This window comes from Aeromicrobium sp. Root495, assembly GCF_001426755.1.
In the GTDB taxonomy this organism is placed as follows: Bacteria; Actinomycetota; Actinomycetes; order Propionibacteriales; family Nocardioidaceae; genus Aeromicrobium.
In genome coordinates this window covers 819,850-842,480 of sequence record NZ_LMFJ01000001.1, presented here as the reverse complement: position 1 = coordinate 842,480, position 22,631 = coordinate 819,850, and the positions used below count along the sequence as shown (strand labels likewise).

21 protein-coding genes are annotated in these 22,631 nt (G+C 67.5%); 5 read left to right on the top strand and 16 right to left on the bottom strand.

Annotated elements, in window-relative coordinates:
* Nucleotides 1-4: 4 nt before the first annotated feature.
* The 5 genes from ASD11_RS04310 to ASD11_RS04290 all read right to left on the bottom strand — a co-directional run bounded on the left by ASD11_RS04310 (nt 5) and on the right by ASD11_RS04290 (nt 3,745).
* Nucleotides 5-1,237, bottom strand: coding sequence for a deoxyguanosinetriphosphate triphosphohydrolase (locus ASD11_RS04310; protein ID WP_056283770.1), 1,233 nt, complete (start codon nt 1,235-1,237; stop codon nt 5-7).
* Nucleotides 1,238-1,415: 178 nt separating this feature from the next.
* On the bottom strand, nt 1,416-2,267 hold the full coding sequence (mutM, locus tag ASD11_RS04305) for a bifunctional DNA-formamidopyrimidine glycosylase/DNA-(apurinic or apyrimidinic site) lyase (RefSeq protein WP_056283767.1): 852 nt from the start codon (nt 2,265-2,267) through the stop codon (nt 1,416-1,418).
* Nucleotides 2,260-2,919, bottom strand: coding sequence for a ribonuclease III (gene rnc / locus ASD11_RS04300; protein WP_327019515.1), 660 nt, complete (start codon nt 2,917-2,919; stop codon nt 2,260-2,262). The genes mutM and rnc overlap by 8 nt, the downstream gene beginning before the upstream one ends.
* Before the next feature lie 76 nt (nt 2,920-2,995).
* Nucleotides 2,996-3,181, bottom strand: coding sequence for a 50S ribosomal protein L32 (gene rpmF / locus ASD11_RS04295; protein WP_056283761.1), 186 nt, complete (start codon nt 3,179-3,181; stop codon nt 2,996-2,998).
* A gap of 3 nt (nt 3,182-3,184) precedes the next feature.
* Nucleotides 3,185-3,745 (bottom strand): YceD family protein, encoded by a 561-nt coding sequence (locus ASD11_RS04290; RefSeq protein ID WP_327019514.1) that lies wholly within the window; start codon nt 3,743-3,745, stop codon nt 3,185-3,187.
* A 120-nt stretch (nt 3,746-3,865) separates the two neighbouring features.
* On the opposite strand from ASD11_RS04290, the gene dinB reads away from it, so the two are divergent.
* On the top strand, nt 3,866-5,083 hold the full coding sequence (gene dinB / locus ASD11_RS04285) for a DNA polymerase IV (RefSeq protein WP_056288351.1): 1,218 nt from the start codon (nt 3,866-3,868) through the stop codon (nt 5,081-5,083).
* A gap of 283 nt (nt 5,084-5,366) precedes the next feature.
* Here the strand turns inward: dinB and coaD are convergent, their stop codons facing one another.
* From coaD to ASD11_RS04265, 4 genes are read right to left on the bottom strand one after another with little or no spacing between them, the layout of a single operon-like run.
* The gene (gene coaD, locus ASD11_RS04280) at nt 5,367-5,852 is read right to left on the bottom strand and encodes a pantetheine-phosphate adenylyltransferase (RefSeq protein WP_056283753.1); all 486 of its coding nucleotides are present in this window, start codon (nt 5,850-5,852) and stop codon (nt 5,367-5,369) included.
* Nucleotides 5,845-6,399: a 16S rRNA (guanine(966)-N(2))-methyltransferase RsmD gene (gene rsmD / locus ASD11_RS04275; protein ID WP_056283750.1), complete on the bottom strand. Its 555-nt coding sequence runs from the start codon at nt 6,397-6,399 to the stop codon at nt 5,845-5,847. The genes coaD and rsmD overlap by 8 nt, the downstream gene beginning before the upstream one ends.
* Nucleotides 6,396-8,558, bottom strand: a complete 2,163-nt coding sequence (gene recG, locus ASD11_RS04270; protein WP_056283746.1) for an ATP-dependent DNA helicase RecG — start codon at nt 8,556-8,558, stop codon at nt 6,396-6,398. The genes rsmD and recG overlap by 4 nt, the downstream gene beginning before the upstream one ends.
* A complete protein-coding gene (locus ASD11_RS04265) occupies nt 8,558-10,150 on the bottom strand; it encodes a DAK2 domain-containing protein (RefSeq protein WP_056283743.1) in 1,593 nt (530 codons plus the stop codon). The genes recG and ASD11_RS04265 overlap by 1 nt, the downstream gene beginning before the upstream one ends.
* Before the next feature lie 180 nt (nt 10,151-10,330).
* On the opposite strand from ASD11_RS04265, the gene rpmB reads away from it, so the two are divergent.
* Together rpmB and ASD11_RS04255 are read left to right on the top strand one after the other, a co-directional pair.
* A complete protein-coding gene (gene rpmB, locus ASD11_RS04260; protein WP_040320687.1) occupies nt 10,331-10,516 on the top strand; it encodes a 50S ribosomal protein L28 in 186 nt (61 codons plus the stop codon).
* A 42-nt stretch (nt 10,517-10,558) separates the two neighbouring features.
* Entirely contained in the window at nt 10,559-11,980 is a 1,422-nt protein-coding gene (locus ASD11_RS04255) for an amidase (RefSeq protein WP_056283740.1), read from the top strand.
* Nucleotides 11,981-12,032: 52 nt separating this feature from the next.
* Here ASD11_RS04255 and ASD11_RS18010 read toward each other — a convergent pair whose 3' ends face one another.
* The 4 genes from ASD11_RS18010 to ASD11_RS18005 all read right to left on the bottom strand — a co-directional run bounded on the left by ASD11_RS18010 (nt 12,033) and on the right by ASD11_RS18005 (nt 15,302).
* A complete protein-coding gene (locus tag ASD11_RS18010) occupies nt 12,033-12,794 on the bottom strand; it encodes a hypothetical protein (protein WP_156464578.1) in 762 nt (253 codons plus the stop codon).
* Nucleotides 12,795-13,013: 219 nt separating this feature from the next.
* Nucleotides 13,014-13,634 carry a DUF998 domain-containing protein gene (locus ASD11_RS04250; RefSeq protein ID WP_056283735.1) on the bottom strand — a complete coding sequence of 207 codons (621 nt, stop codon included), beginning with the start codon at nt 13,632-13,634 and terminating at the stop codon, nt 13,014-13,016.
* 305 nt (nt 13,635-13,939) lie between these two features.
* Nucleotides 13,940-14,911 carry a hypothetical protein gene (locus tag ASD11_RS04245; protein WP_056283732.1) on the bottom strand — a complete coding sequence of 324 codons (972 nt, stop codon included), beginning with the start codon at nt 14,909-14,911 and terminating at the stop codon, nt 13,940-13,942.
* 64 nt (nt 14,912-14,975) lie between these two features.
* A complete protein-coding gene (locus tag ASD11_RS18005) occupies nt 14,976-15,302 on the bottom strand; it encodes a hypothetical protein (RefSeq protein ID WP_156464577.1) in 327 nt (108 codons plus the stop codon).
* A 386-nt stretch (nt 15,303-15,688) separates the two neighbouring features.
* Between ASD11_RS18005 and ASD11_RS04240 the strand changes: the two genes are divergently transcribed.
* Nucleotides 15,689-17,539: an ATP-dependent nuclease gene (locus ASD11_RS04240; RefSeq protein WP_056283727.1), complete on the top strand. Its 1,851-nt coding sequence runs from the start codon at nt 15,689-15,691 to the stop codon at nt 17,537-17,539.
* Nucleotides 17,536-19,344, top strand: a complete 1,809-nt coding sequence (locus ASD11_RS04235) for a UvrD-helicase domain-containing protein (RefSeq protein ID WP_082554159.1) — start codon at nt 17,536-17,538, stop codon at nt 19,342-19,344. The genes ASD11_RS04240 and ASD11_RS04235 overlap by 4 nt, the downstream gene beginning before the upstream one ends.
* Before the next feature lie 142 nt (nt 19,345-19,486).
* Here ASD11_RS04235 and ASD11_RS04230 read toward each other — a convergent pair whose 3' ends face one another.
* The 3 genes from ASD11_RS04230 to ASD11_RS04220 form a co-directional block, all read right to left on the bottom strand.
* Nucleotides 19,487-20,605 carry an XRE family transcriptional regulator gene (locus tag ASD11_RS04230; protein ID WP_056283723.1) on the bottom strand — a complete coding sequence of 373 codons (1,119 nt, stop codon included), beginning with the start codon at nt 20,603-20,605 and terminating at the stop codon, nt 19,487-19,489.
* Nucleotides 20,602-21,348, bottom strand: a complete 747-nt coding sequence (locus ASD11_RS04225) for a hypothetical protein (protein WP_056283721.1) — start codon at nt 21,346-21,348, stop codon at nt 20,602-20,604. Before ASD11_RS04225 ends, ASD11_RS04230 begins: the two co-directional genes overlap by 4 nt.
* A 274-nt stretch (nt 21,349-21,622) precedes the next feature.
* Entirely contained in the window at nt 21,623-22,576 is a 954-nt protein-coding gene (locus tag ASD11_RS04220; RefSeq protein ID WP_082554389.1) for a thiamine-phosphate kinase, read from the bottom strand.
* Nucleotides 22,577-22,631: the final 55 nt, after the last annotated feature.

Genomic DNA, 22,631 nt, shown 5'->3' with positions numbered 1-22,631 from the left:
CGGTTCAGCCGAGGAGCTGGTCGGCCCAGAGCCGGGCGGAGACGTCGGTGAGGCTCGCGACCTGGTCGATCACGACCCGGAGGGCGGCAGCGTCACCGTCGGCGCGCTCCAGGTCGGCCGCGAACTCCGGCTCGAGGTGGCGGCCGCCACCGAGCACGAGGTGCGAGACGAGCGAGCGCAGCAGGTCGCGCTGGTCGCTGAGCTGCGCCACGCGGTCGTCGGCCCGCATGACGTAGTGCGCGGCGATGGACTTGAGCACCGTGATCTCGTCGCGCGTGCCCTCGGGGACCTCCAGGTCGGCGCGGTAGCGCGTGAGCGGGCCGCTCCCCCAGCGGTGGACCGTGGCGTTCTGCGCGGCGATCGCGAACCGGCCGATGAGGCCGCTCGTGAGGCTCTTGAGCTCGGCGCGGGCACGGCGGCCACCGTCGAACGTGCCGTGCGGCCACTCCGGGAGGGCCTGGAGGCGCTCGAGGGCTCCGTCGAGGCGGTCGTCGGTGGCGTCGGGGTCGTACCAGTCGCGGGCCACGTGGTGGATGCTCGCGAGGTCGAGGCTGCCCGGGGTGAGCGAGAACCAGCCGCCGAAGACGCCGTCCTCGACGTCGTGCACGGAGTAGGCGATGTCGTCGGCCAGGTCCATGACCTGTGCCTCGATGGGGCGGCGGCGTCCGGGAGCGCCGTCGCGGAGCCAGTCGAAGACCCACAGGTCGTCGTCGTAGGCCCCGAACTTGTTGCTGCCCATCGGTGCGTCCTCGCGTGGCCACGGGTACTTCACGCAGGCCGAGAGCGTGGCCCGGGTGAGGTTGAGGCCGACACTGCGGCCGTCGGGCGCGAAGGTCTTGGACTCGAGCCGGCTCAGGATCCGCAGGGTCTGCGCGTTGCCCTCGAAGCCGCCGCACGGCTGGGCCGCCTCGTCGAGCGCGACCTCGCCGTTGTGGCCGAACGGCGGGTGGCCGAGGTCGTGGGACAGGGCCGCGGAGTCGACGACGTCGGGGTCGCACCCCAGGGACTGGCCGAGCTCGCGGGCCACCTGGGCCACCTCGAGCGAGTGCGTGAGGCGGTTGCGCACGAAGTCGTCGGTGCCGGCGTGCATGACCTGGGTCTTGGCGCTGAGTCGGCGCAGGGCCGCGGAGTGCAGCACGCGTGCGCGGTCTCGCTCGAAGGAGCTGCGCCCGGCGCGCTTGGGCGGCTCGGGGACGATGCGGGCACGCGCCTCGATGCCGTACTGCTCGCCGTCCACGCCGCGAGCCTAGTGGTTCCAGCCCACCGCCCCCGGAGCGGTGGATCCTCCACCGAATGCGGACGACCTCCGCCGGGCGGTGGATCTTCCACCGTCTGGGCCTCCATACGGTGGAAGATCCACCGCCCACCGGGTGGCCGATCTTTCAGTGGAGGATCCACCGCTCAGACGGGAGGGTTCACCACTTGCCGTGGCGGGGGCGGGGCTGGCACGTGGGGCAGGAGAACGACGAGCGGTTCATGAAGGAGTCGCGGCGGATGGGGGTGCCGCAGCGGGGGCACGGCTCGCCCTCCTGGCCGTAGGCCGCGAGCGAACGGTCGAAGTACCCGCTCTGGCCGTTCACGTTGACGTAGAGAGCGTCGAACGACGTTCCGCCCTGGGCCAGCGCCTCGGTCATCACGGCGCGCACGTGGCCGAGCAGCGAGACGACCTCGGGGCGGCGCAGGTTCTTGGTGTTCCGCGCGTAGTGCAGCGGCGTGCGCCACAGCGACTCGTCGGCATAGATGTTGCCGACGCCGGAGATGAGGGTCTGGTCGAGCAGCGCGCGCTTGACCCCGGTCTCGCGCTTGGTGATCCGCGCACGGAACTCCTCGTCGTCGAAGAGCGGGTCGAGCGGGTCGCGGGCGATGTGGGCGATCTCGACCGGCAGCTCGGCGCCACCGTCGCTCACGGCCAGACCGCCGAAGATGCGCTGGTCGGCGAACTGCAGGACCGTGCCGTCGTCGAGGTGCAGGCTCACCCGGAGGTGGCGCGGGTCGGGGCGCCCCTGCTCGCTGATGAGCATCTGGCCGCTCATCCCGAGGTGGGCCAGGAGGGCGTCGCCGTCGTCGAGCGGCAGCCAGAGGTACTTGCCGCGCCGGCGCGCGTCCACGACCGTGCGGCCCTCGAGACGTCCGACGAAGTCGGCCGGGCCCTGGACGTGGCGACGCAGCGAGCGCGTCTCGTGGACGTCGACTCCGGTGATGCGGTGCCCGACCACGTGGGAGGCCAGTCCCAGCCGGACGACCTCGACCTCGGGAAGCTCAGGCATCGACGGCGTCGGCGACCGCGGCCTTGGCCGCGTGGGCCGAGATGGCACGCCAGGCGATCTCGGCGACCATCTGCTCGGCCTCCTTCTTGGAGCGGCCGGTGCCGCCGTCGAAGACCTGCTCGCCGAGGTGGACCTCGGCGGTGAACGTCTTGTCGTGGTCGGGGCCGGTGCCCTCGAGCACGTAGCGCGGCACGCCCAGGCCGTGGTCGGCGGCGATCTCCTGGAGGGAGGTCTTCCAGTCCAGGCCGGCGCCCATCTCGGCGGCGCGGGCGATGAACGGGTCGAACACGCGGTGGACGACCTCCGAGGCCCGCTCGATGCCGAACTGGAGGTAGATCGCACCGATGATGGCCTCGACCGTGTCGGAGAGGATGGAGGCCTTCCGGCGTCCACCCGTGGTCTCCTCCCCGCGGCCGAGCAGCAGGTGCTGACCGAGCTGGAGCTCGATGGCCACCTCGGCCAGGGCCTTGGCACTCACGACCGCCGCGCGCAGCTTGGCCAGCTGGCCCTCAGGGAGGTCGGGATGGGTGCGGAACAACGCCGCCGTGACCACCACGCCGAGCACCGAGTCGCCGAGGAACTCCAGGCGCTCGTTGTTGGGGATGTTGCCGTTCTCGTACGCGTACGAGCGGTGCGTCAGGGCATGCGTCAAGAGGGCGGTGTCGAGGTCAGGGACCCCGAGCACCTCCCTCAGTGAGTCAAGAGGCGTGGACACGCCGACTCGGCTGTCAGAGAACCTGACGTCGCTCGCCACGGGCGCCGTACTGGCCGCACTCGGCGCAGGCGCGGTGCGACACGACGCGACCGTTGCACGCAGGGTTGGCGCACTTGGACGTCTGGACGACCGTGGCCTTCCATGCCGAACGACGGTGGCGCGTGTTGCTGCGCGACATCTTCCGCTTCGGAACTGCCACGATCTACTCCTTGCTCGTGTCGGGCGCGGGATCCGCGTCCGACGAGTTGTCAGTCAGTTTGGTCAGCGATGCCCACCGGGGGTCGATCGCCGGTCCATGTGTGTGGTCTGGATCATCCGCGAGTCGCGCCCCGCAGTCGGGGCACAGTCCCGGACAGTCCGGATCACACACGGGGTTGAGCGGCAGTGCGAGCACCACCGCGTCCCGCAGGACAGGTTCGAGGTCGAGCATGTCTTCCTCGAGGGCCAGGATCTCGTCGTCGGCATCCTCACCGACGACCGGCTCGAACACGTACAGCTCCTGGAAGTCGAACTCGAGATCGTCCTCGAGGTCGTCCAGGCACCGTACGCACTCACCCACGACGTGAGTCATGGCCGAGCCGGTGACCAGCACGCCGTCCATGATGATCTCGAGCCGGAGCTCGAGGTTCACCGGCGACCCTTCCGGGACGCCGTAGACGTCGTGACCCAGATCTGCCGGGGCCTCGATGGTCCGGGTGTACGCCTTCTCCGCTCCGGGACGACGACCCAGCTCGTGGGTGTCGAAGACCATCGGGGAGGACACGGGCAACCATTTCATCGAGAGCACGACAGATCATGGCCTGCAAGCAGACCGTGGACCATCGTAGCCTGCGACTCCCCCAGGACACCAATCGTGTCCGAGGGCCCTGGCACCATCGGGTGCATGGACGAGATCGACGGCGCGGACCAGGGAACCGTCCTGCACGCCGACCTCGACTCGTTCTACGCCGCGGTGGAGCAGCGCGACCACCCTGAGCTGCGCGGAAGGCCCGTCATCGTGGGCGGCGGAGTGGTGCTCGCGGCCAGCTACGAGGCCCGCGCCCGCGGGGTCAAGGGCGCCATGGGCGGGCGTCAGGCCATGCGCCTGTGCCCCGACGCCGTGGTGGTGCCGCCCCGCATGGACGTCTACCTCCAGGCCAGCCGCGACGTCTTCGCCGAGTTCGCCGACACCACTCCCCTGGTCGAGGGGATCAGCGTCGACGAGGCCTTCCTCGAGGTGGGTGGGCTGCGCAAGATCCGCGGCACGCCTGCTTCCATCGCCACCGAGCTGCGCTCGCGCGTCCGGGCGCGGGTCGGCCTGCCCATCTCGGTGGGTGTGGCCCGCACCAAGCACCTGGCCAAGGTCGCCAGTGCCATGGCCAAGCCCGACGGCCTTCTCGTCGTGCCGCTGTCCACGGAGCGCACGTTCCTGCTCGCGCTGCCGGTCGAGCGGCTGTGGGGCGTCGGGCCGGTCACGTCGGCGGCGCTGCACGAGGCGCGGATCCGGACCGTGGGCGACGTCGCCGAGCTGCAGCCCGCGGAGCTGTCGCGCATCGTCGGCGGCGCGGCGGGGCGGCACCTGCACGCGCTGGCCACGGGCCACGACCCGCGTCTCGTGGCCGCTGGTTTCTCCTCCCCTGCGCCGCGGCGGCACTCCATGGGCTCGCAGCACGCCATGGGGCGCGGTCCTCATACTCCGGCCGACGTCGACGCGGTGCTCATCGGCCTGGTCGACCGCGTCACCCGGCGCATGCGGGCCGCCGACCGCACGGGCGCCACCGTCACCGTCGGGCTGCGGTTCGCCGACTTCAGCCGGTCCACCACGTCGCACACCCTCCCCCGTCCAACGGCGCACACCAGCACGATCCTGTCCACGGCCCAGGCGCTGCTGCGTCGGCGGGTCGACGACGTCGAGCAGCGCGGCCTCACGCTCGTGTCGGTCTCCGTCGGCGGGCTCGACCGGCAGCCGGCCCAGCTGGCGCTCCCGCTCGAGGCCGACTCCGGGCCCGAGCTCGACGACGCCGTCGACGCGGTGCGGGAGAAGTTCGGCAAGAAGGCGCTCCAGCGCGCCGTCCAGGTCAACCGCCCCGACCACCTCGAGGCCATCCACCTCGGCGAGTAGCCCGCCCGGCTCGGACCAACGATGAGGGGTTGTGGTCGTCCCGGCGGCCGCGAGCCCTCATCCTTCGTCCTGGCCTGACCAACGACGAGGGATCAAGGTCGCCTCAGCGACCACAAACACTCATCCTTCGTGGGGTTGACCAACGACGAGGGATCCGGGTCGCCCCACCGACCTCAAGCCCTCATCGTTCGTCCCCCGCCGACCAACGACGAGGGATCAAGGTCGCCTCAGCGACCACAAACCCTCATCGTTCGTCCCCCACCCGGGCCGGGTGGGCCTTGGCTCAGCGGCCGAGCGCAGCGTTCAGCCGGGTACGGACCGCATCGGGGACGAGGCCGGAGGCGTCGGCGCCGCCCTTCACGATCTCCTTGACCAGGCTCGACGAGACGAACGAGAGCCCCGGGCTGGTGGCCAGGAAGACGGTGTCCACCTTCGTCATGTGGTCGTTCATGTGCGCCATGGGCAGCTCGTAGTCGAAGTCCGACGCCGCGCGCAGACCCTTCACGATGCCGGTGATCCCGTGGTCGGTGCAGTAGTCCACGAGCAGGCCGTGGAACGAGTCGACCTTCACGTTGGGCAGGTGCGACGTGACCTCGGCGATGAGCTCGAGCCGCTCCGGGATGGGGAACAGGCCCTGCTTCTTCTCGTTGACCAGCACGGCCACGACCACCTCGTCGAACAGGCGGGCGGCGCGCTCGACGATGTCGAGGTGACCGTTGGTCATCGGGTCGAAGGAACCGGGACACACGACACGTGTGGGCTCAGCCATGGGCCTGACCGTACCAAAGCGTCGTCTCCCCGTAGGCCTTGTGCCGCAGGGGCTCATAGCCGTCGGGCCACACGAGGTCGGGGGTGCGCGACGACCGCTCCACCACCACCACCGAGCCCAGCCCGAGCAACCTGCGCAGCGACGTGAGCTGCTCGGTGAGCACCGTGCCGGTGACGGCGTACGGCGGGTCGCAGAGGACGAGGTCGAACGGACCGTCGGAAGAGGACTCGAGGTAGCGCTCGACGCTCGAGCGCTGCACCCGCGCCGGGACGCCCAGCTCGCGCACGTTGCGGGTGATCACGGCCGCGGCATTGGCGTCGGACTCCACCAGCACCGCCGACGACGCACCCCGCGACAGCGCCTCCAGCCCCAGTGCTCCGGAGCCGGCGTAGAGGTCGAGGACGGTCAGCTCGCCGAACCCGCCGAGCAGCGAGCGGAGCGAGGCGAACAGCGACTCGCGGACGCGGTCGCTCGTGGGCCGGGTGCCATCGCCCTTGGGCGTCTCGATCCGACGGCCGCCGAGTCCGCCGGCGATGATCCTGGTCATGTGCGCTCCATGTACGTGGCGCTCTCGGTCTCCTCGAGCTCCCGGACCGCCGCGAGGAGGTCGGGGTGAGAGGAGAGCGCCGGGTCCTGGGCCACGACGGCCTGGGCCGCCTCGCGGGCCGCGACGATGACCTCCTCGTGCTTCACCACGGAGAGCAGCCGCAGCCCCGAGCGCGAGCCGGACTGCGACGCACCCAGCACGTCGCCCTCACGCCGCAGCTCGATGTCGAGCCGGGACAGCTCGAACCCGTCGGTGGTGGACGCGACCGCGTCGAGACGCTCACGCGCCGGCGACTCGGCGTCGGCACCGGTGACGAGCAGGCACAGCCCGGCCTCGGACCCTCGCCCGACGCGGCCTCGCAGCTGGTGCAGCTGCGAGACGCCGAAGCGGTCGGCATCGATGACCACCATGACGGTGGCGTTGGGCACGTCGACCCCCACCTCGACGACGGTGGTGGCGACGAGGACGTCGATCTCTCCCGCCGCGAAGGCGCTCATCACCGTGTCCTTCTCGTCCGCCGCCATCCGGCCGTGCAGCATGGCGAGTCGCAGACCGGCGAGCGGACCTCGCTCCAGCTCGGCGTGGACGTCGACGAGCGAGCGCGTGGGCGACTCGGCGTCCTCGGACTTGGCCTCGTCGGCCGTGCCGATGCGCGAGACGACGACGTACGCCTGGCGGCCCTTGCCGACCTCCTCGCGCACGCGCTCCCACCCGCGCTGCATCCATGCGGGGCGCTCCAGCGCAGGGACGACCGTGGTCTGGATGGGCTGACGCCCGGCCGGGAGCTCGCGCAGCGTGGAGGTCTCGAGGTCGCCGAAGACCGTCATCGCGACGGTGCGCGGGATGGGGGTGGCGGTCATGACGAGCGTGTGCGGGCGGACCTCGGCCCGGTCGACGAGCGCAGCGCGCTGCTCCACGCCGAAGCGGTGCTGCTCGTCGATGACGACGAGCCCCAGCTCGGCGAACCCCACAGAGTCCTGGATGAGCGCGTGCGTGCCGATGACGATGCCGGCGGCGCCCGACTGGGCGTCGAGCAACGTCTCCTGACGTGCCTTGGCACCCATGGACCCGGTGAGCAGACGCACGCGCGTGGCGCCCTCGGCCCCTCCGAGCATCCCGCCCGCTGCAAGGTCGCCGAGGAGCATCGTGATGGAGCGGTGGTGCTGGGCTGCGAGCACCTCGGTGGGAGCCAGCAGCGCAGCCTGGGCGCCGGCATCCACGACCTGCAGCATGGCGAGCAGCGCGACGATGGTCTTGCCCGAGCCAACCTCGCCCTGGAGCAGACGGTGCATGGGGACGGTGCCCGACAGCGACGTGGCCAGCTCCTCGGACACCTCCTGCTGCCCCGCGGTGAGCGTGAACGGCAGCCGGTCGAGGAACCGCTCCCGCAGACCGTCTGCGACCGGCGGGCGGGCGACGGCGGAGTGCTGCTCGACGTCGTGCCGACGCTGCGCGAACACCGTCTGCAGGACGAACGCCTCCTCGAAGCGGAAGCGGTCGCGCGCGGACTGCCACGAGCCGGCGTTGAGCGGGCGGTGGATCAGCACGAACGCGTCGCGGGCCCCCATGAGTCCTCGGTCCTTGCGGACCTCCTCGGGCAGCGGGTCCGGGAGGTCGTCGTCGAGGACGTCGAGGACGACCTCGATGCACTTCTCGACCCGCCACGTGGGCACCTTGGCCGACGCCGGATACATGGGGATGATGCCGCGGGCGATGCGGGAGTCGGTGCCGAGCGGGTCGTCGTCCTCGAGCACCTCGTGGTCGGGGTGCGTCAGCTGCAGCGTCCCGCGGAACTCCCCCACCACCCCGGCGAACAGGCCGAGGGTGCCGGGGCTGAGCTTCTTCTCGAGCCACTGCTGCTGGAAGAAGGTGAGCGAGAGCTGGCCGGTGCCGTCGGTGACGATGACCTCGGTGCGGGTCTTGGGGCGCCGCCCCTGGTACCCGAACGTGGCGGTCCGCGCGGAGACCACGCGCGCCATCACGGTGACGTGCTGGCCGGGCTGCAGCTCCTTGAGGTCGGTGAGCTTGCCCAGCTCGGCATAGCGGCGCGGGAAGTGCCGGAGCAGGTCGCCCACGGTCTCGTGGCCGAACGCCTTGGAGAGCGAGGTTGCCGTCTTGTCGCCCACGACGCCGCGCAGACGGGTGTCGAGGTCGACCATCACTCCACCGCGACGAACAACGGGTAGTGCTCCTGCCGGCCCTCGATGACCTCGACGTCGACGTCGACGCGGCTCGCACGCAGCCCCGCGGACAGGGCGTCGGCCAGGCCCTCGGGCGCACCCTCGCCGAGCACGAGGGTCACGAGCTCGCTGGATGAGGTGAGGAGCCGGTCGACGACGTCGGCCGCGACGGCGGTGACGTCGACCCCCACCACGGCGAAGTCGCCGGACACGACGCCCAGCACGTCGCCCGCCTGGCACGGACCGGCCATGGTGATGCCGGGCTCGGTGGCGATGGTGACGGCACCGTGCTGCGCGTGGGCCGCGGTGCTGGACATGGCCACGACGTCCTCGTCGAACTCCCGACCGGCGTCGTGCACGGCGAGGGCCGCGAGGCCCTGCACCTGGGCGTGCGTGGGGATGACCGCGACGCGGACGTCCTCGTGACGCAGCTGACTGGCGGCGGACTGGAACAGGCCGATGTGGCGCTGGGCGTTGGGCAGCACGACGACCTCGTCGGCGCCGGTGTCGCGCAGGGCCGTGACCACCTGGTCGATCGTGAGCGGCCGCGAGCGCGAGAACTCCAGGACGTCGGCCCCAAGGTCGCGGCACACCTCGGCCACACCGGCGCCCGTGGTGGCGGCGATGACGGCGCGGCTGCGCTTGCGCGGCCGACGCTGGCGAGCGATCTGGTCGGCGAAGTGCGTGACCTCGATGCGGTACGGACGGCCGGCGTCGAGTGCCGCCTCGATGGCGGCGCCGACGTCGTCGACATGCACGTGGATCTTCCAGAGCCGGTCGCCGCCCACCACGACGAGCGAGTCGCCGAGGTTGCCCAGCACGCGGCGCAGCGGCGGGACCTTGTCGTCCTCGGCGTCGAGCAGGTACATGACCTCGTAGGCCGGACCGCCCTCGACGAGGTCGTCGCCCTCGAGCACCGGGACGGGGACGTGCGTGGACGTAGCGGTGGGGACGCGACCCGTGAGGGCGGTCTCGGTGGCGTCGAGGAGGACCACGAGGGCCCGCCCGCCGGCGTCCACCACGCCGGCCTCCGCGAGACGCGGCAGCTGCGAAGGCGTGAGGAGCAGAGCAGCACGCGCAGCCTCGGCCGCAGCGGCGAAGGCGCCGCGGGGGTCGCGACCGTCGGCGGCAGCCTTCTCGGCACCCACCGCAGCAGCACGGGCCACGGTGAGGATGGTGCCCTCCACCGGCACGCCCACGGCGGCGTCGGCGGCGTCGGACGCGGCCCGGAACGAGTGCGCCACGGCGGTGGCGTCGATCTCGCCCTCGAGGTCGAGGTCGCGGAAGCACGCGCGGACCAGCTGGGAGCAGATGTTGCCCGCGTTGCCCTTGGCCGAGAGGAGCAGCGCGTGCGTGTAGGCGGTGACGAGCTCGGGCAGTGGGACGTCGGCCGCGAGCGCGTCCACGGCACCGGCTCCGGCCTGGAACGTGTGGTACGCGTTGTTGCCGGTGTCGCCGTCGGGCACGGGGAAGACGTTGAGCGCGTCGATCTCCGCGCGGGCGGCGGACAGCGATGCCGCACAGAGCCGGGTCCACGCGCGGAACGCGACGGCGTTGAGACGCAGGACCATGAGGGGAGGGTATCGGTCGGCACCCCCAGAGGTCGGGAGCGAACCGGTTCTGGGCCTGCGCAGCACCTGATTGGCCTCGCCCCGGGGTCGTCGGCTATTCTTGAGCGGTTGCCTGTGCACCGCCTCGTGCGGCCGGGCGCCTCTTTCATTCGTCAAGCTTGATTTTCAGGAGTGGTCACCGTGGCAGCGGTCTGTGATGTGTGCAGCAAGGGACCCGGCTTCGGTCACAACGTCTCCCACTCGCACCGACGCACCAAGCGTCGTTTCGATCCCAACATCCAGCGTGTGCGCGCCGTCGTGAACGGCACGCCGCAGCGGGTCAACGTCTGCACGTCGTGCCTCAAGGCCGGCAAGGTCTCTCGCTGACCCTGCTCCCCGAGTGGGACAGATGCCCTAGAGTCCCATGGTGTGACTGACACCACGAAGACTCGCGTCCACGCCTTCGGCGACGACGCCCTCAGCGACCTCGACTCCGTCGGGGTCGCTGCTGCTATTGCGGCCGGCGACATCTCCGCGCGCGAGGCCGCCGACGCCGCCATCGCCCGCGCCGAGCGCGTGAACCCCGATCTCAACGCGATCGTGGTCACCGACTACGAGCGCGGACGGGCCCTGGCCGACGGCACCCACACGGGTCGCCTCGCCGGTGTGCCGACGTTCGTGAAGGACAACACCGACGTGGCCGGGCTGGCCACGCTCGAGGGGTCCCTCGCCGTCCCCAACATCCCCAAGGCCGCCGACGCCGAGTTCACGACGCAGCTGCGCTCCACCGGCCTCGTCGTGCTGGGCAAGTCGACGATGCCGGAGTTCGGCTGGAGCGCCAGCACCGAGTTCGCCACGCTCCCGCCCACGCGCAACCCCTGGAACACCGGCTACTCCAGCGGCGCCTCCTCGGGCGGCGCCGCGGCGCTGGTGGCATCGGGCGTCGTCCCCATCGCCCACGCCAACGACGGCGGCGGATCCATCCGCATCCCCGCAGCCGCCTGTGGGCTCGTCGGTCTCAAGCCGACGCGTGGCCGTGTCGCGCTGGCCGCCGAGTCGCACCAGCTGCCCGTCGACGTCATCAGCAACGGCGTGGTCACCCGCTCCGTCCGCGACACCGCCCACTTCCTCGCGGGCGCCGAGGAGCACCGCCCCGCTCCGGGCCTGCCGCCCGTTGGCCTGGTGGAGGGTCCCGGCAAGCGCCGCCTCCGCATCGGCATGGTGCTCGACTCGCTCACCCGCCCCACCGACGACCAGACCCGCGCCGCGGTGCTCGACGTCGCCAAGTCGCTCGAGAAGCTCGGCCACGAGGTGGTGGAGATCGCCATCCCCACCGACGAGCGCTTCGTGACCGCCTTCACCCACTACTGGGCGATGCTTGCGTTCTCGATGCATCGCTTCGGCAAGAAGGTCGTGCACCCCGACTTCGACCCGTCCCTCACCGACCCGCTCACGCAGTACCTCTCGAAGCGGTTCCTGCGGAACATCTGGCGCACCCCCGGCGCGATCCTCACCCTCAAGCGTTCCGAGAAGCTCTACGCCTCGGAGTTCGACAAGAACCGCATCGACGTCGCCCTGTCCCCCACGCTCGCCCACACCACCCCCGAGCTGGGCTACCTCTCCCCCGCTGGCGAGTTCCCCCAGATGTTCGAGCGCCTCGTGAACTACGCGTCATTCACCCCGCTCAACAATGCCGCCGGCTCACCGGCGATCTCGCTGCCGCTGGCCCAGACCACGGACCAGCGCCCGATCGGCGTGCACATCAACGGCCGCAACGGCGCTGAGCGCACCCTCCTGGAGCTTGCCTACGAGCTCGAGGCCGAGCGCCCGTTCGCGCGTATTCAGGACTAGCCCCATCGATCGTCATACGAGAACGTCGAGTCGATTACATCAACACCGCCGTCTAACCTAACGGCCAATCAGCCCGGTAGTTGATGCTGATCGAGGCTCGGTTTCCGATTGCGGGCATCGCGGTCAGGTCCTCGAAACGCAGACCAGCCGCGGCCGCGCGAACTCCGTCAGCGACACGCACCTCAGGATCGAGCGGCAGGGGGGTCAGAATCCAGATCTGCAGGCGCCCAACTGAAACGATTGAGACCGGGCATGTTCGCCCACCTCTCAACTGGTCACCAAACGAAACCCTGCCCGGCGTTCCGAATTCATAAGCGAAATCGGTATCCGACGAGTTGGCAGCTAGACCGAGTACCAAGCCATCAAGGTCGCTGAATCGCCTCTCGTAGACAGCGCGGGCAGCGGACGCTGGCGGCACAACGGCCTCGTCGGAATCTCCGAACTCGCCAGCGCGCCCCTCGATGTGGCACAAGAGCAAGTGCGTCTTCACCGACCAAGCTGCCAGCACATCCAGCTCGCCAGTGCGAAGTTCGGCCGAACCGGCATCGACCCAGTTGGCGACCCTTCCCATGTCATGCTCCAACGCGTTCATCCAACCGTTGTTACATGCGGCACAGACGCACTTCCGCTTCACCCCGTTCACCGTCGTCCAGCGAATTTGCGAGTCGTCTTCATCGAAGCGGGCAAAAGTCGCTGTGCGATCGATACCGAAACTACTGGCCACCGGCCGGCTCAAGAGGTGCTCAGCCGTCAGCAACGGAAATTCCTCACTGTCGGCAAAACAGAACGCACACCTGTTGTGCCTGACGGTCATGGCACCAACATTACGGTCTAACGCTTCACAGACCTCAGACTTGCTCCCTCCTCGATCTCCCGCGCCAGCTCGTCCACCCACCACGAGGGCAGCGCGCCCAGCACGGCTAGGCCGACAACATCTGCTGTGTCGGCGCCGCCAATGACGCTCATGTCCAACGGGGTGGCGGCCGCGGCCTTGCGACCAAACTCCTTCGCCGCCGACCAGCTATATCGGCGCTCAGCGAGGATCGGTTTCCGAGCGACTGGCGGGCGGGAAATGCGTTAGCGCGAACCCGGCCAGCGCGACCAGCACCGGCCACAGGGCAAGGCGTTCGAAGGCTCCTGATGCGGAGTCGCCATCAGAGAGCACGAACGAGACCGCCGCGGCGCTGGTCACGACTCCCAAAGCCACCAGAACCCAAGCCAGACGAGGGCCGTCCTTCCGTGACCGCAGCCCAAGAATGATCAGCGCGACTGGCTGCGCCACGAACAGGGGTGTCGCGGCGATCGCATGCAAGGTGGCGTCCTGGTCGAGGGGCGCGAGGCCAGTGGCGACCGAGCTCAGCCCTGAGATCACGAGCAGCCCCGTGACCCATAGCCCCAGCGACCGCAAGAGCAGCACCGCGCCAGCGACCAGCAACACACCGAAGACGATGAACGAGCCGTTCATCAGCTCGTGCCGCGGCGAGCAGTATGCCGCCGAGCAACCGGTCTCACCGAGTCGGCTGACTGAGTCGGAGAGGAAGCTGTAGCCGCCCTCGGTTCCCGCCGCAACGATGAACTCGGTCGCGATGTACAAAGGTCGCAGGAGCAGGGCCAGCGCTCCCCACTGCGTAGCCCGGAGCCCGGCGCTCTTCACGAAGAGTCGTCGTCGGGCTGAGGGCACCAGCCCACGGTAGACCGTGCGGAACATTCGCAGTGACGTCGGCCGATCAGGACGTCGCCCGATACATACGCGGTGGAATGACGCACCACCCGCGACTGGCTCCTGACTATGTCCGCTCGCGGCCCGCAGCTTCCACCGCATACGGCGGCGGCAACAGATCAGCCGGGTGCGGCTGATCGCCGGGTTGACCCATAGCGGTACGGCGATTTGTCATGCCCCTTGGCCACTGGTCTTCGGAACTTCATAGTCGCCAATGGGCGTCTGGCTATCGCGGTCGGTTAGCCGCCAGTCGAAATGATGATGCGAGTAGTGGACGTCAGCAGGTGCTCTTCGGGGTAGAGCTCCCTCATGTTGCCTCCAGGCGTTTGGATGTGGTGCGCGGCGCCCGGTATTAAGTCCGGGTTGAGAGGGATGCTGGCATTCGGGTTGTGGAAAACGTCCATTCCGTCGACCCAGTCTTCGGGGTAGTCGATCGTCACCGCGGCTGTGAACGGAACCTGGGTGGGTGCGTCACCTGTGAAGTCGAGTCGTCGTCCGATATGGATGAGTTGAGCTGCCCGGGGATCGAATCCGCACTTGATGGCGATGCGGTTGAATTTGGCGAGGGTTCCCTGGCTGTTGAAAATGACCGCTGAGATGTGTTCAGAGTCAGGCAGGGTGAAGAAGCCGGACGGCACGACCTTGGTGCCCCACGCGTGCTCGGTGATGAGTGCGGGCTTTCCGGTGTCGGGGTCGTTGTCGAAGATGCTGATGCCGTAGAGGTAGGCAATGAGGCCACCTTGGCTAAATCTCATTGACATTTCGTCGTGGAAGTCCTGGACGGCGATGATGAGCGGCTTGCCCATTGCATCGGGCTGATCCCAGTAGCGCTTGTTGAGTTTGGTGATGAGTGCTCCGGCGTAGCGGATGGGCAGGTAATGCTCGCCGTACGCCTGAAGATCTTCGACTTTCTCGGGACGGGGGGGTTCGATGACTTCACCGTGCTTGATAGTTGGGTTCAATGTCGTTGCTTCAATGGCGAATTCTCCACCGAGGCCGCGCGCAACGAAGTCAGGGCTCGGCTTGGGCATCGTGACCTCGTAGCCGAGGGAGACAAAAGTGGCCCAAAGATAGAGTTCCCAGATGCGTGCGTCGAACCCAGTTGACTGGAACTGCTCGATAAAGTTGCCGTCGCTGTTCTTGTACCAGCGCATCAAGACAGCGATGAGTTCGCGCGCTGCGTGATGGCCTTCCCCTTCGACGACGTGCACGTAACTCGGGTGAAGTCGCTTGACGGAACCCCTTGGTGCGAAAAAGTTGACGGGCTTTCCGGACTCATCGCCCTGCTCTCGGGGCCCCTACGTCAGCCAAGATTTGTGCGGCGAGTCGGTCAAGCGCCTCGATGGCCTCGGGGATTGCGCCGAAGTAGTCGGACTGAGTTACCCAGCGAAATCGCCCCTCGAGGTCGGCGGCAAAGATGATGCTAGAGAACTCACGGTCGCGGTCGACGATAAGAGCGGCGAATACTTCAGAGGCTCGTGATTCAAACCAAGCGACCTCGCGTGCAAGCAACGCGACTTCGGGTTTGCGTGCGTAGCCGGCGAAGGCATCGAACCGCGCCTTGGAGACCTCACGCAGAACGGGTGCTGCTCCCTCCGACATCGATTCTCGCTCATTCCTCGGACGCAGCCCGGCCGAACGCTCCCGAGCTGTCTAAAGCTCAACATTAGATGGTGACTGCCCGTTCGAGGAGTTCATCGGGTGGTCACCCACCCGGCCCGCGATTCCCGGCGCCCTGCGAAGCAGTGATGACCATGTTCGCTGTGTGGGTGCCAAGAGGTCTGCAATGGTCGGCTGAGGTGTCTGGGTATCGGGTGCGATTAGAGCGAATTGCTTAACGTCCGGCGGAGTCGGCGCGGCGCGAGCGCCCCGGCCCCCTCGGCCCTCTAACGTCAGACGTCCAGGTTGCGCTCGGGAGAGAGTGCCACGTTTGGCACCGTTCAGCGTCGTAGCTCGCACGAGGCGGGCAGTTCACACTCGGAGGCATCGTGCAGCTCTCTTCGGTCCGTCTTCAGCGTTTTCGCGCCTGCCGTGACACCACTGTCGAGTTCGCTTCGGACATCACGGTCCTGGTGGGAGAGAACGCTTCTGGAAAGAGCGCCGTCATCGACGCACTGCGACTCGCGACGTTCCCCGCCTCTGGCCGACAGACCGCTTGGTTCGCCGCTGACCGTGACCTCGACCGGCGTGAGAGCCCGGGCGTTCAGGTCGAGGTAACCGCTCGTTACGGGGAGCTGACCGAAGTTGAAAAGGCTGTGTACCTTGCGGAACTTCTCGACGCTCATGGCGACTTGATCTACACGACGAGCTTCGCGACGAACCCTGAGGTGCCCCGCCGTAGCGTGACCAGCTGGTCAGTTTCCGGAAGCCGTGCCGAGGACCCGGAGCCAGCGTTACGTAGGAGGATCTCGCATGTCTACCTCCCGCCGCTTCGCGACGCTGTCCGCGACCTCGACGGTGGCGACCAGACGCAACTTCACGACGTCCTCAGAATCCTAATTAACTCGGACCACGACGTTGAATCGGACTTTCTGGACGCTGCCAACAATGCGCTTGAGGGTGTCGCCAAGCATCCCCTGGCCGTTAACACGAGCAAGGCCATCCAAGGCTTTTTCACTCAGACCACCCCACCCAATCGCGAGCACCTCATCGGCTTGAATCAGCAAGACTTGGACCTTCGTCGTATCGCTAGACTTTTGCGTATCCAGCTTGCCGAACAAGGCATCGATCTGGGGGACGTCGCCTCAACCGGTCTGGGCTACGCCAACCTTCTCTATATTTCGATGATCGTCCTTCAGTTGGTCAAGGCGAAGGACAGCGACCTCACTCTCCTCCTGGTGGAGGAGCCCGAGGCGCACCTACACCCCCAACTCCAGCTCGTGCTGCTCGACTTCTTACGCACCCAGGCAGCGAGCTCCGGAACCCCTGCAGCTGGTGCGCCTGAAGGCGCCCAGACGAGCGGGAAGGTCCAGGTCATCGTCACGACCCACTCGCCTGTCCTTGCCAGCACTGTGTCTATCGAGAAGATAGTTGTGATTGCCCGAGACGAGGACACCAAGGACTGGTCGACGCGCGCTACAGCCCTCTCGAAGTTGGGGCTCGCTCCGGCCGCGAGACGCAAGATCGACCGGTACCTGAACTCGACCCGTGCAGCGTTGCTGTTCGCACGAGACGTGATTCTGGTCGAAGGCGTTGCTGAGATGTTGGTCCTGCCCGCGCTCGCTACGTTCCACCTGAATGGATCGGACATACCTGAGGACGAGGCGAAGAAGCGCTTGAGGCAGTTTCGGAGCGCAACCATCATCAGCGTCGAAGGGGTTGACTTCGAGCCCTACCTTCAACTTCTGCTGGCTGGGGAGCACCCTCGCGTTGATCGGGTCGTTGTAGTCACCGACCGCGATCACACCGGCGCCGGTGACGTACGCAAGACCACCTACGAAACTAACTTCCCTCGGGCCTACGCCGACGGCCGTCTGCACGTCACCGTCGGTGGCACGACACTGGAAGCAGAACTGTTCCGCGAGACCGGCAACGAGCAGCTCCTCCAGAACGCATTTAAGGTCCTGCACCCGAAGTCGGACCACCACTGGAAGAACGTCCTCGACGCTGTCGACGGGAAGTCGCCTGATGAGCGCGCGGAGGGGTTCGCGGCGGCCATTCGTCGGACGTCCGCTGACGATGGCCCGTACCTCGACATCAGCAAGGGCGACTTCGCCCACCTTGTGGCCGACGCGATCGAGGAGTCCACGGGCAAGGAGGGCAGCACCCTTACTGTGCCCGCGTACCTGCGGGAAGTAGTCGACGCTGCCGCCCACGCCGCTCCGGACCGAACCGCATGACCAGACAACAGTTGAGACCGGAGCTCACGACACAGCAGCAGACGGCACTTGGTGCACAAATCCGCCTGATCGAGGCCGGGCCTGGCGCGGGCAAGACTAAGACAGTTGTAGCTCGCCTTCGTCTGCAAGCCGCGGCCGGAAAGCGAATCGCGCTGTTGTCGTTCACCAACGCTGCCGTGAACGTTGCCCGGTCGCGGTGCCGGGACGTGCCGGGCCTTCTCGAACCGCCGAACTTCATCGGCACGTTCGATGCGTTCTTTCATCGCTATGTCTTGACCCCGTTCATCATGCGGGCAGGCGGGAAGGCGCCCACCTATCTAACTTCCTGGGACGATCTACCGCACTCTCAGCGAATCGTCCGACCCAAGAGCGGCGGGGCCGGGGTTCCACTGTCGCGATTCGAGCGACAGGAGGGCGGCACTTGGACGGTTAACGAGTTGCGTCTTCCTAGAGCCGAGCGGTTCGCCTGGGGAGAGCTCTCCGACTGGGGCAGGAAAGACATCAACGACGTCGGGAGTGCCAGAATCAAGGCTCTTCACGACGCGCACATCTACGACACGAACGAGGCTCGCAGGCGCGCCCTGACGGTACTAATGGTCGAGGACAACAACTGTCTGAAGCGGTTGGTGACGCGTTTCCAGGAGGTGATCGTCGATGAGTTTCAGGACTGTGACGACATCGAGTACAAACTGCTGGCCTGCTTGAAAGATGCTGGCATCCATGTCGTGATGGTCGCTGACCCCGATCAAGCGATCTACGAATTCCGCCAGAGCTCTACGGGACTTTACGAGAAATTTCGCCGAGACTTGGAGCCTGACGAGGTCGCCAGCCTCACGACCTGCTTCAGGTCCACCCCGGCGATCTGCTCGCTTGTGACGAGCCTTCGTTCCGTCGGATCGAGCGCCATCGTGCCCGACACCGACCACAGCGGCGGTCCCGAGGTCATCCATGTCGTGGTCGGAAGCAAGCTAAAAGCAGGCCACGCAGCGCTGGGGATCGCGCGTCAGCATGGAATCACAGGGGCTGAGACTCGAGTCATCGCGCACCGCCGTGCCGACGCTCGAGCCCTGATCCGCGCAGGAAAGCAGGCGCCTGGCGGGGTTAGTCAGATGGAAGACCTGTTGTCCGCGTTGGCGGAGCTGCGCTCCGGTGCTGATAGCCGCGGGCGCCTCGCGGCCACGCGCAGGGTCGAGGCTCTGATCTTAAGCCAGTTCGCTTGGGATGCCGAGGTTGCTGCCGAGCCGAAGGGGTCGTACAAGAGCAAGGGCAACTTGGTTGCGCGCGCCGACCAGCTCGCGGCACTGAAGATCGAGCCTGAGCAACTTCGCGTCGAGGTGGCGAGGCTGTTGCAGGACTCGCTGACCTGGGCCGACGCGAAGAAGTGCAAGGCGAGCGTGCGAGCAATCTATGAAGGCTTTGCTGCGGCGTGTCACATCGATCTTCAGCCTGATGTCGGTCGTCGACTTTTGATCCCCCCAAAAGTTTGGGAGTTCTGGCAGAGCCGTACAGAGGGGATGCTGGTCGGCAGCGAGGTCGAGGGGGTTCGATGGGGTCACGTGCATGGCGTAAAGGGCGAAGAGTTTGATGCTGTGGTCCTTCACATCCCGTCGCGACCCGGCGCGGCGTCGCACGTTCTCGACGACTGGGAGCATCAGGAAAGCAGCGAACAACGGCGTGTTATGTACGTAGGCGCGAGTCGGGCGCGCAAGCTTCTGGTCCTGGTTGTTCCGCCGGGCTTGCGAACGCAGATCGAGAGGATCCTGACGAACTCGAACGTCCCCTACGCCCTCACCGTCGCCAACTGACCAAGACGTTTGGCAGCTCAAGCAGACCCAGCTAGCCGTGTGGACCTCAGGTGAGGAACTTCGGTTAGTCGATGCGGCGGAGCGGTGCTGTCATCGCGGTACTGTCAGGCGCTCGCTGAGGGGAATTGCCGCGCCTCTCAACTCAATCTCTTGGCACCGAGCCAAGACCAATTTCAATTCGAGGACGAGGGTCTGTCGCGGCCGCAATGATCTGGTCAGCCACATCGGACACGATCCGGCCAGATGACAGGATCCCTTCGAAGTCGACGCCGCTGTCGAGCATGAGATCGCGCACCATTCCGAGAAGCCTCGGCGACTCCGGGGGACCAAGGGGGCCTGGTTCGGGGAAGCCCCATTGCGATAGCTGTTGGTTGGCTCGTCGATAGGACGCGTCAGACAACACGCCAAGAGCCTTCGACCGGTAGACGAGTGCTCGCAGGCTGACGCCCCAGTGCCGTTTGAGCTCGTGCAGGTGTGGCCAGTCGATCCGTCGGGGGAGTTGGTCGATGATCTCTTCGCGCGGCATCAGGAACTCCGCAGCGAAACTGTGCGCCTGGTTCTCGACGATCTTCGATCCGGGCTCGGTGTCGGGGTGGAGGATCAGATGTCCGAGTTCGTGGGCCGCGTCGAACCTGCCGCGAGCCTTGTCACCGGTGCGAGGACTTAACAGAACAAGTGGGCGCTGGCCAGCATAGGTGGAGAAGGCATCGACCTTGGGATCGGTTCCTTCAGGAAGTCGCATCGTGATGATGCCGTTAGCCTCGAGGAGCTGGACGACGGATCCGATCGGACCGGCAGGGATGGCCCACGTCAGCTTCAATTCGGCGACGGCCTGTTCTATGTGGTGGGCCTCGATCTGCTCGGGCACGGTGATGTCGGGGAGGTTGGTCGCGGGGAGGTCTACGTGTTGGTCAATAAGGCTGACGAGCTCGAGACCAAGTTCCCCGAACGCGAGTGCCTGCTCCCGCGAGGCGGCGCTGGTCGACCGAAGAGATCGGAAGTGCGCAGACGACGCTGGCAGCAGGTCGATCGGTCGGCCGGCTCCGAAGAACTCCCGCGGTAGTCCGAGGGCCAGGCAGAGGCCGGCGAGCATGGCCTGGGTGGGGCGCCCGCCCTTCTCGTAATGCGCGATTGCCGTTGGGGTCACTCCGACTTGATTCGCCAGTGCGGTCTTGGTCATGCCGCGGAGTCGCCGGGCGACTGTGAGTCGTGTGCCGTCGAAGTCGGTCGACGCTGCTGGAGGGCGGCTCGTGTTGATCACCCTTTGTCCTCGGCGGCCGGGCGCGCCTTGAGGGTGATGGCGGGCTCGACGGTGGGCTGGGTGTCAAAGCCGGCACCTTGGGGCAAGCGGACATTCGGGCGCAGACGGACCCCATCGCTCTTGTCGTGCCAGAGTTCGGCGTGTGCGGCGAACGCACTCGATCCAAGGATCGGTACGGTCAGGTGGGCTCCGGTCCTAGGGCTGTCTTCCTCGCCAGCCCAGACCACAATGAAGTTGCGCACCCTCGTGGGGTCGTATGGGTCGTCAGCCATCGTGAGCTGGTTGAGGTCCTCAGCCTTGATCCCGTTGAGGGCGTAGGTGTTCTCGGCCGCCATATCGAGACGGACCTCGCTCTGGGTGCTCCATTTCGCGAATCGTGCGAAGTCGGGTCGTCGGCCGAGGTTTGGTGGGGTTTTCATGAATACGATGCGGCGGTTGCCGAGGTTCAGTGTGAGCGTGTTGTTGATCAGCTCGACGCGTAGGCCGGGGATATTCCAGTGGTTCTCGACAGACTGGCGCTCGTCGTGCGTGTAACGCCAGAGCGCGATGGTCTTTAGGTTTTCGACGCAGTTCTGCCCGAGCGATCGCGGGGTATCGCCTGCGGTGTCGGGCTCGTGGCGATCGACATTCTGGGACCACACATCACTGACGAGGCCGTGGAGGGACTTGTTAGCTCCGACCAATTCGAGGTCGGTTCGGAACTGCTCGACCGCTGCGAGGGCCGCTTCGCGTGCACTTTCCATGAGGTAAATCAAACCACAAGCGAGCGACAAAATACACGAACTCCCTCCCTGGCGCGTCATTCATGTGCGGAAATGAAATACCCGCAGGGTCATTGTGCGGACCAGCCCTCAGCCGTCGGAGCATCAGCGCGCCGAGCCACCGCAGACTATGTGACTAACTGTGGGCACTGGGCACCTGCGTCAAAGTGGGCGGTATGACCTGCCGAGGGCGCGGAGCCTGGTGCACTCCATGAATGTGACAGCTAACCCGTCGGCGCCTAACTGGCTCAACTTGTTAGCGCCAGTGTTCGTGGCCGGCGGGGCCGGCGTAGGGATCGCCTGCCACCAGGACGCAGGGTGACTCGTCCTCGGAGACGTCACGGACGGTGCCGACCTGGCGCCAGCCGTCGGGTAGCGGGGTCTGGGCGCTGAAGGTGGCAGCGAGGGCGTAGTCCTCGCCGCCTGTCAGGACGAAGTTGAGGGGGTCCGCGCCGAGGGCCTCCGCTACGGTGGCGACGGGGGCGGGGACCTCGAAGGCGTCGGGGTCGAGGTCGAGGACGACGCCGCTGAGGCGGGCCACGTGCGCGAGGTCGGCGAGGAGGCCGTCGCTCACGTCGATCATCGCTGTGGCTCCGGCACCGGCGGCCTGGGGGCCAGCGGCGTAGGGCGGATCGGGGACGCGGTGGGCCTCGACGGCGGCGCGCGGTGAGCGGAAGCCGCGGCTCATGGCTGCGAGGCCCGCCGCCGACATCCCCAGCCGACCCGCCACAGCCACGACATCACCCGGCAGCGCTCCCCCGCGCGTCACGGGGCGGGCCACGTCGCCCAGAACCGTCACAGAGATGACGACCTGGTCGGCAGCGGTCATGTCGCCGCCCACCACGACGGCGCCCACGCGGGCGCACTCCTTCTCGAAGCCGCGGGCCAGCTCGGCCACCCACGACGTCGGCAGGGCGCCGGGAACCGCAAGGCCCACAGTGAGCGCGGTGGCCACGCCGCCCATGGCGTTCATGTCCGAGAGGTTGGCGGCGGCGGCCTTGCGACCGATCTCCTCGGCGGAGGACCAGTCGCGGCGGAAGTGGCGGCCCTCGACGAGCATGTCGGTGGACACGATCACCGAGCCGTGGGGCGTGAGCACCTGCGCCGCGTCGTCGCCGGGGCCGATGAGGACCTGGCGCGGGGAGGGGCGGTCGCGCGCGGCCTCGGCCTTCACCACGTCGATCAGCCCGAACTCGCCCTCGTCACTCACGCTTCGCTCGTCGCCGGTGTCCACGGGCCCATTGTGCCGGTCTCGGGACGGGCCA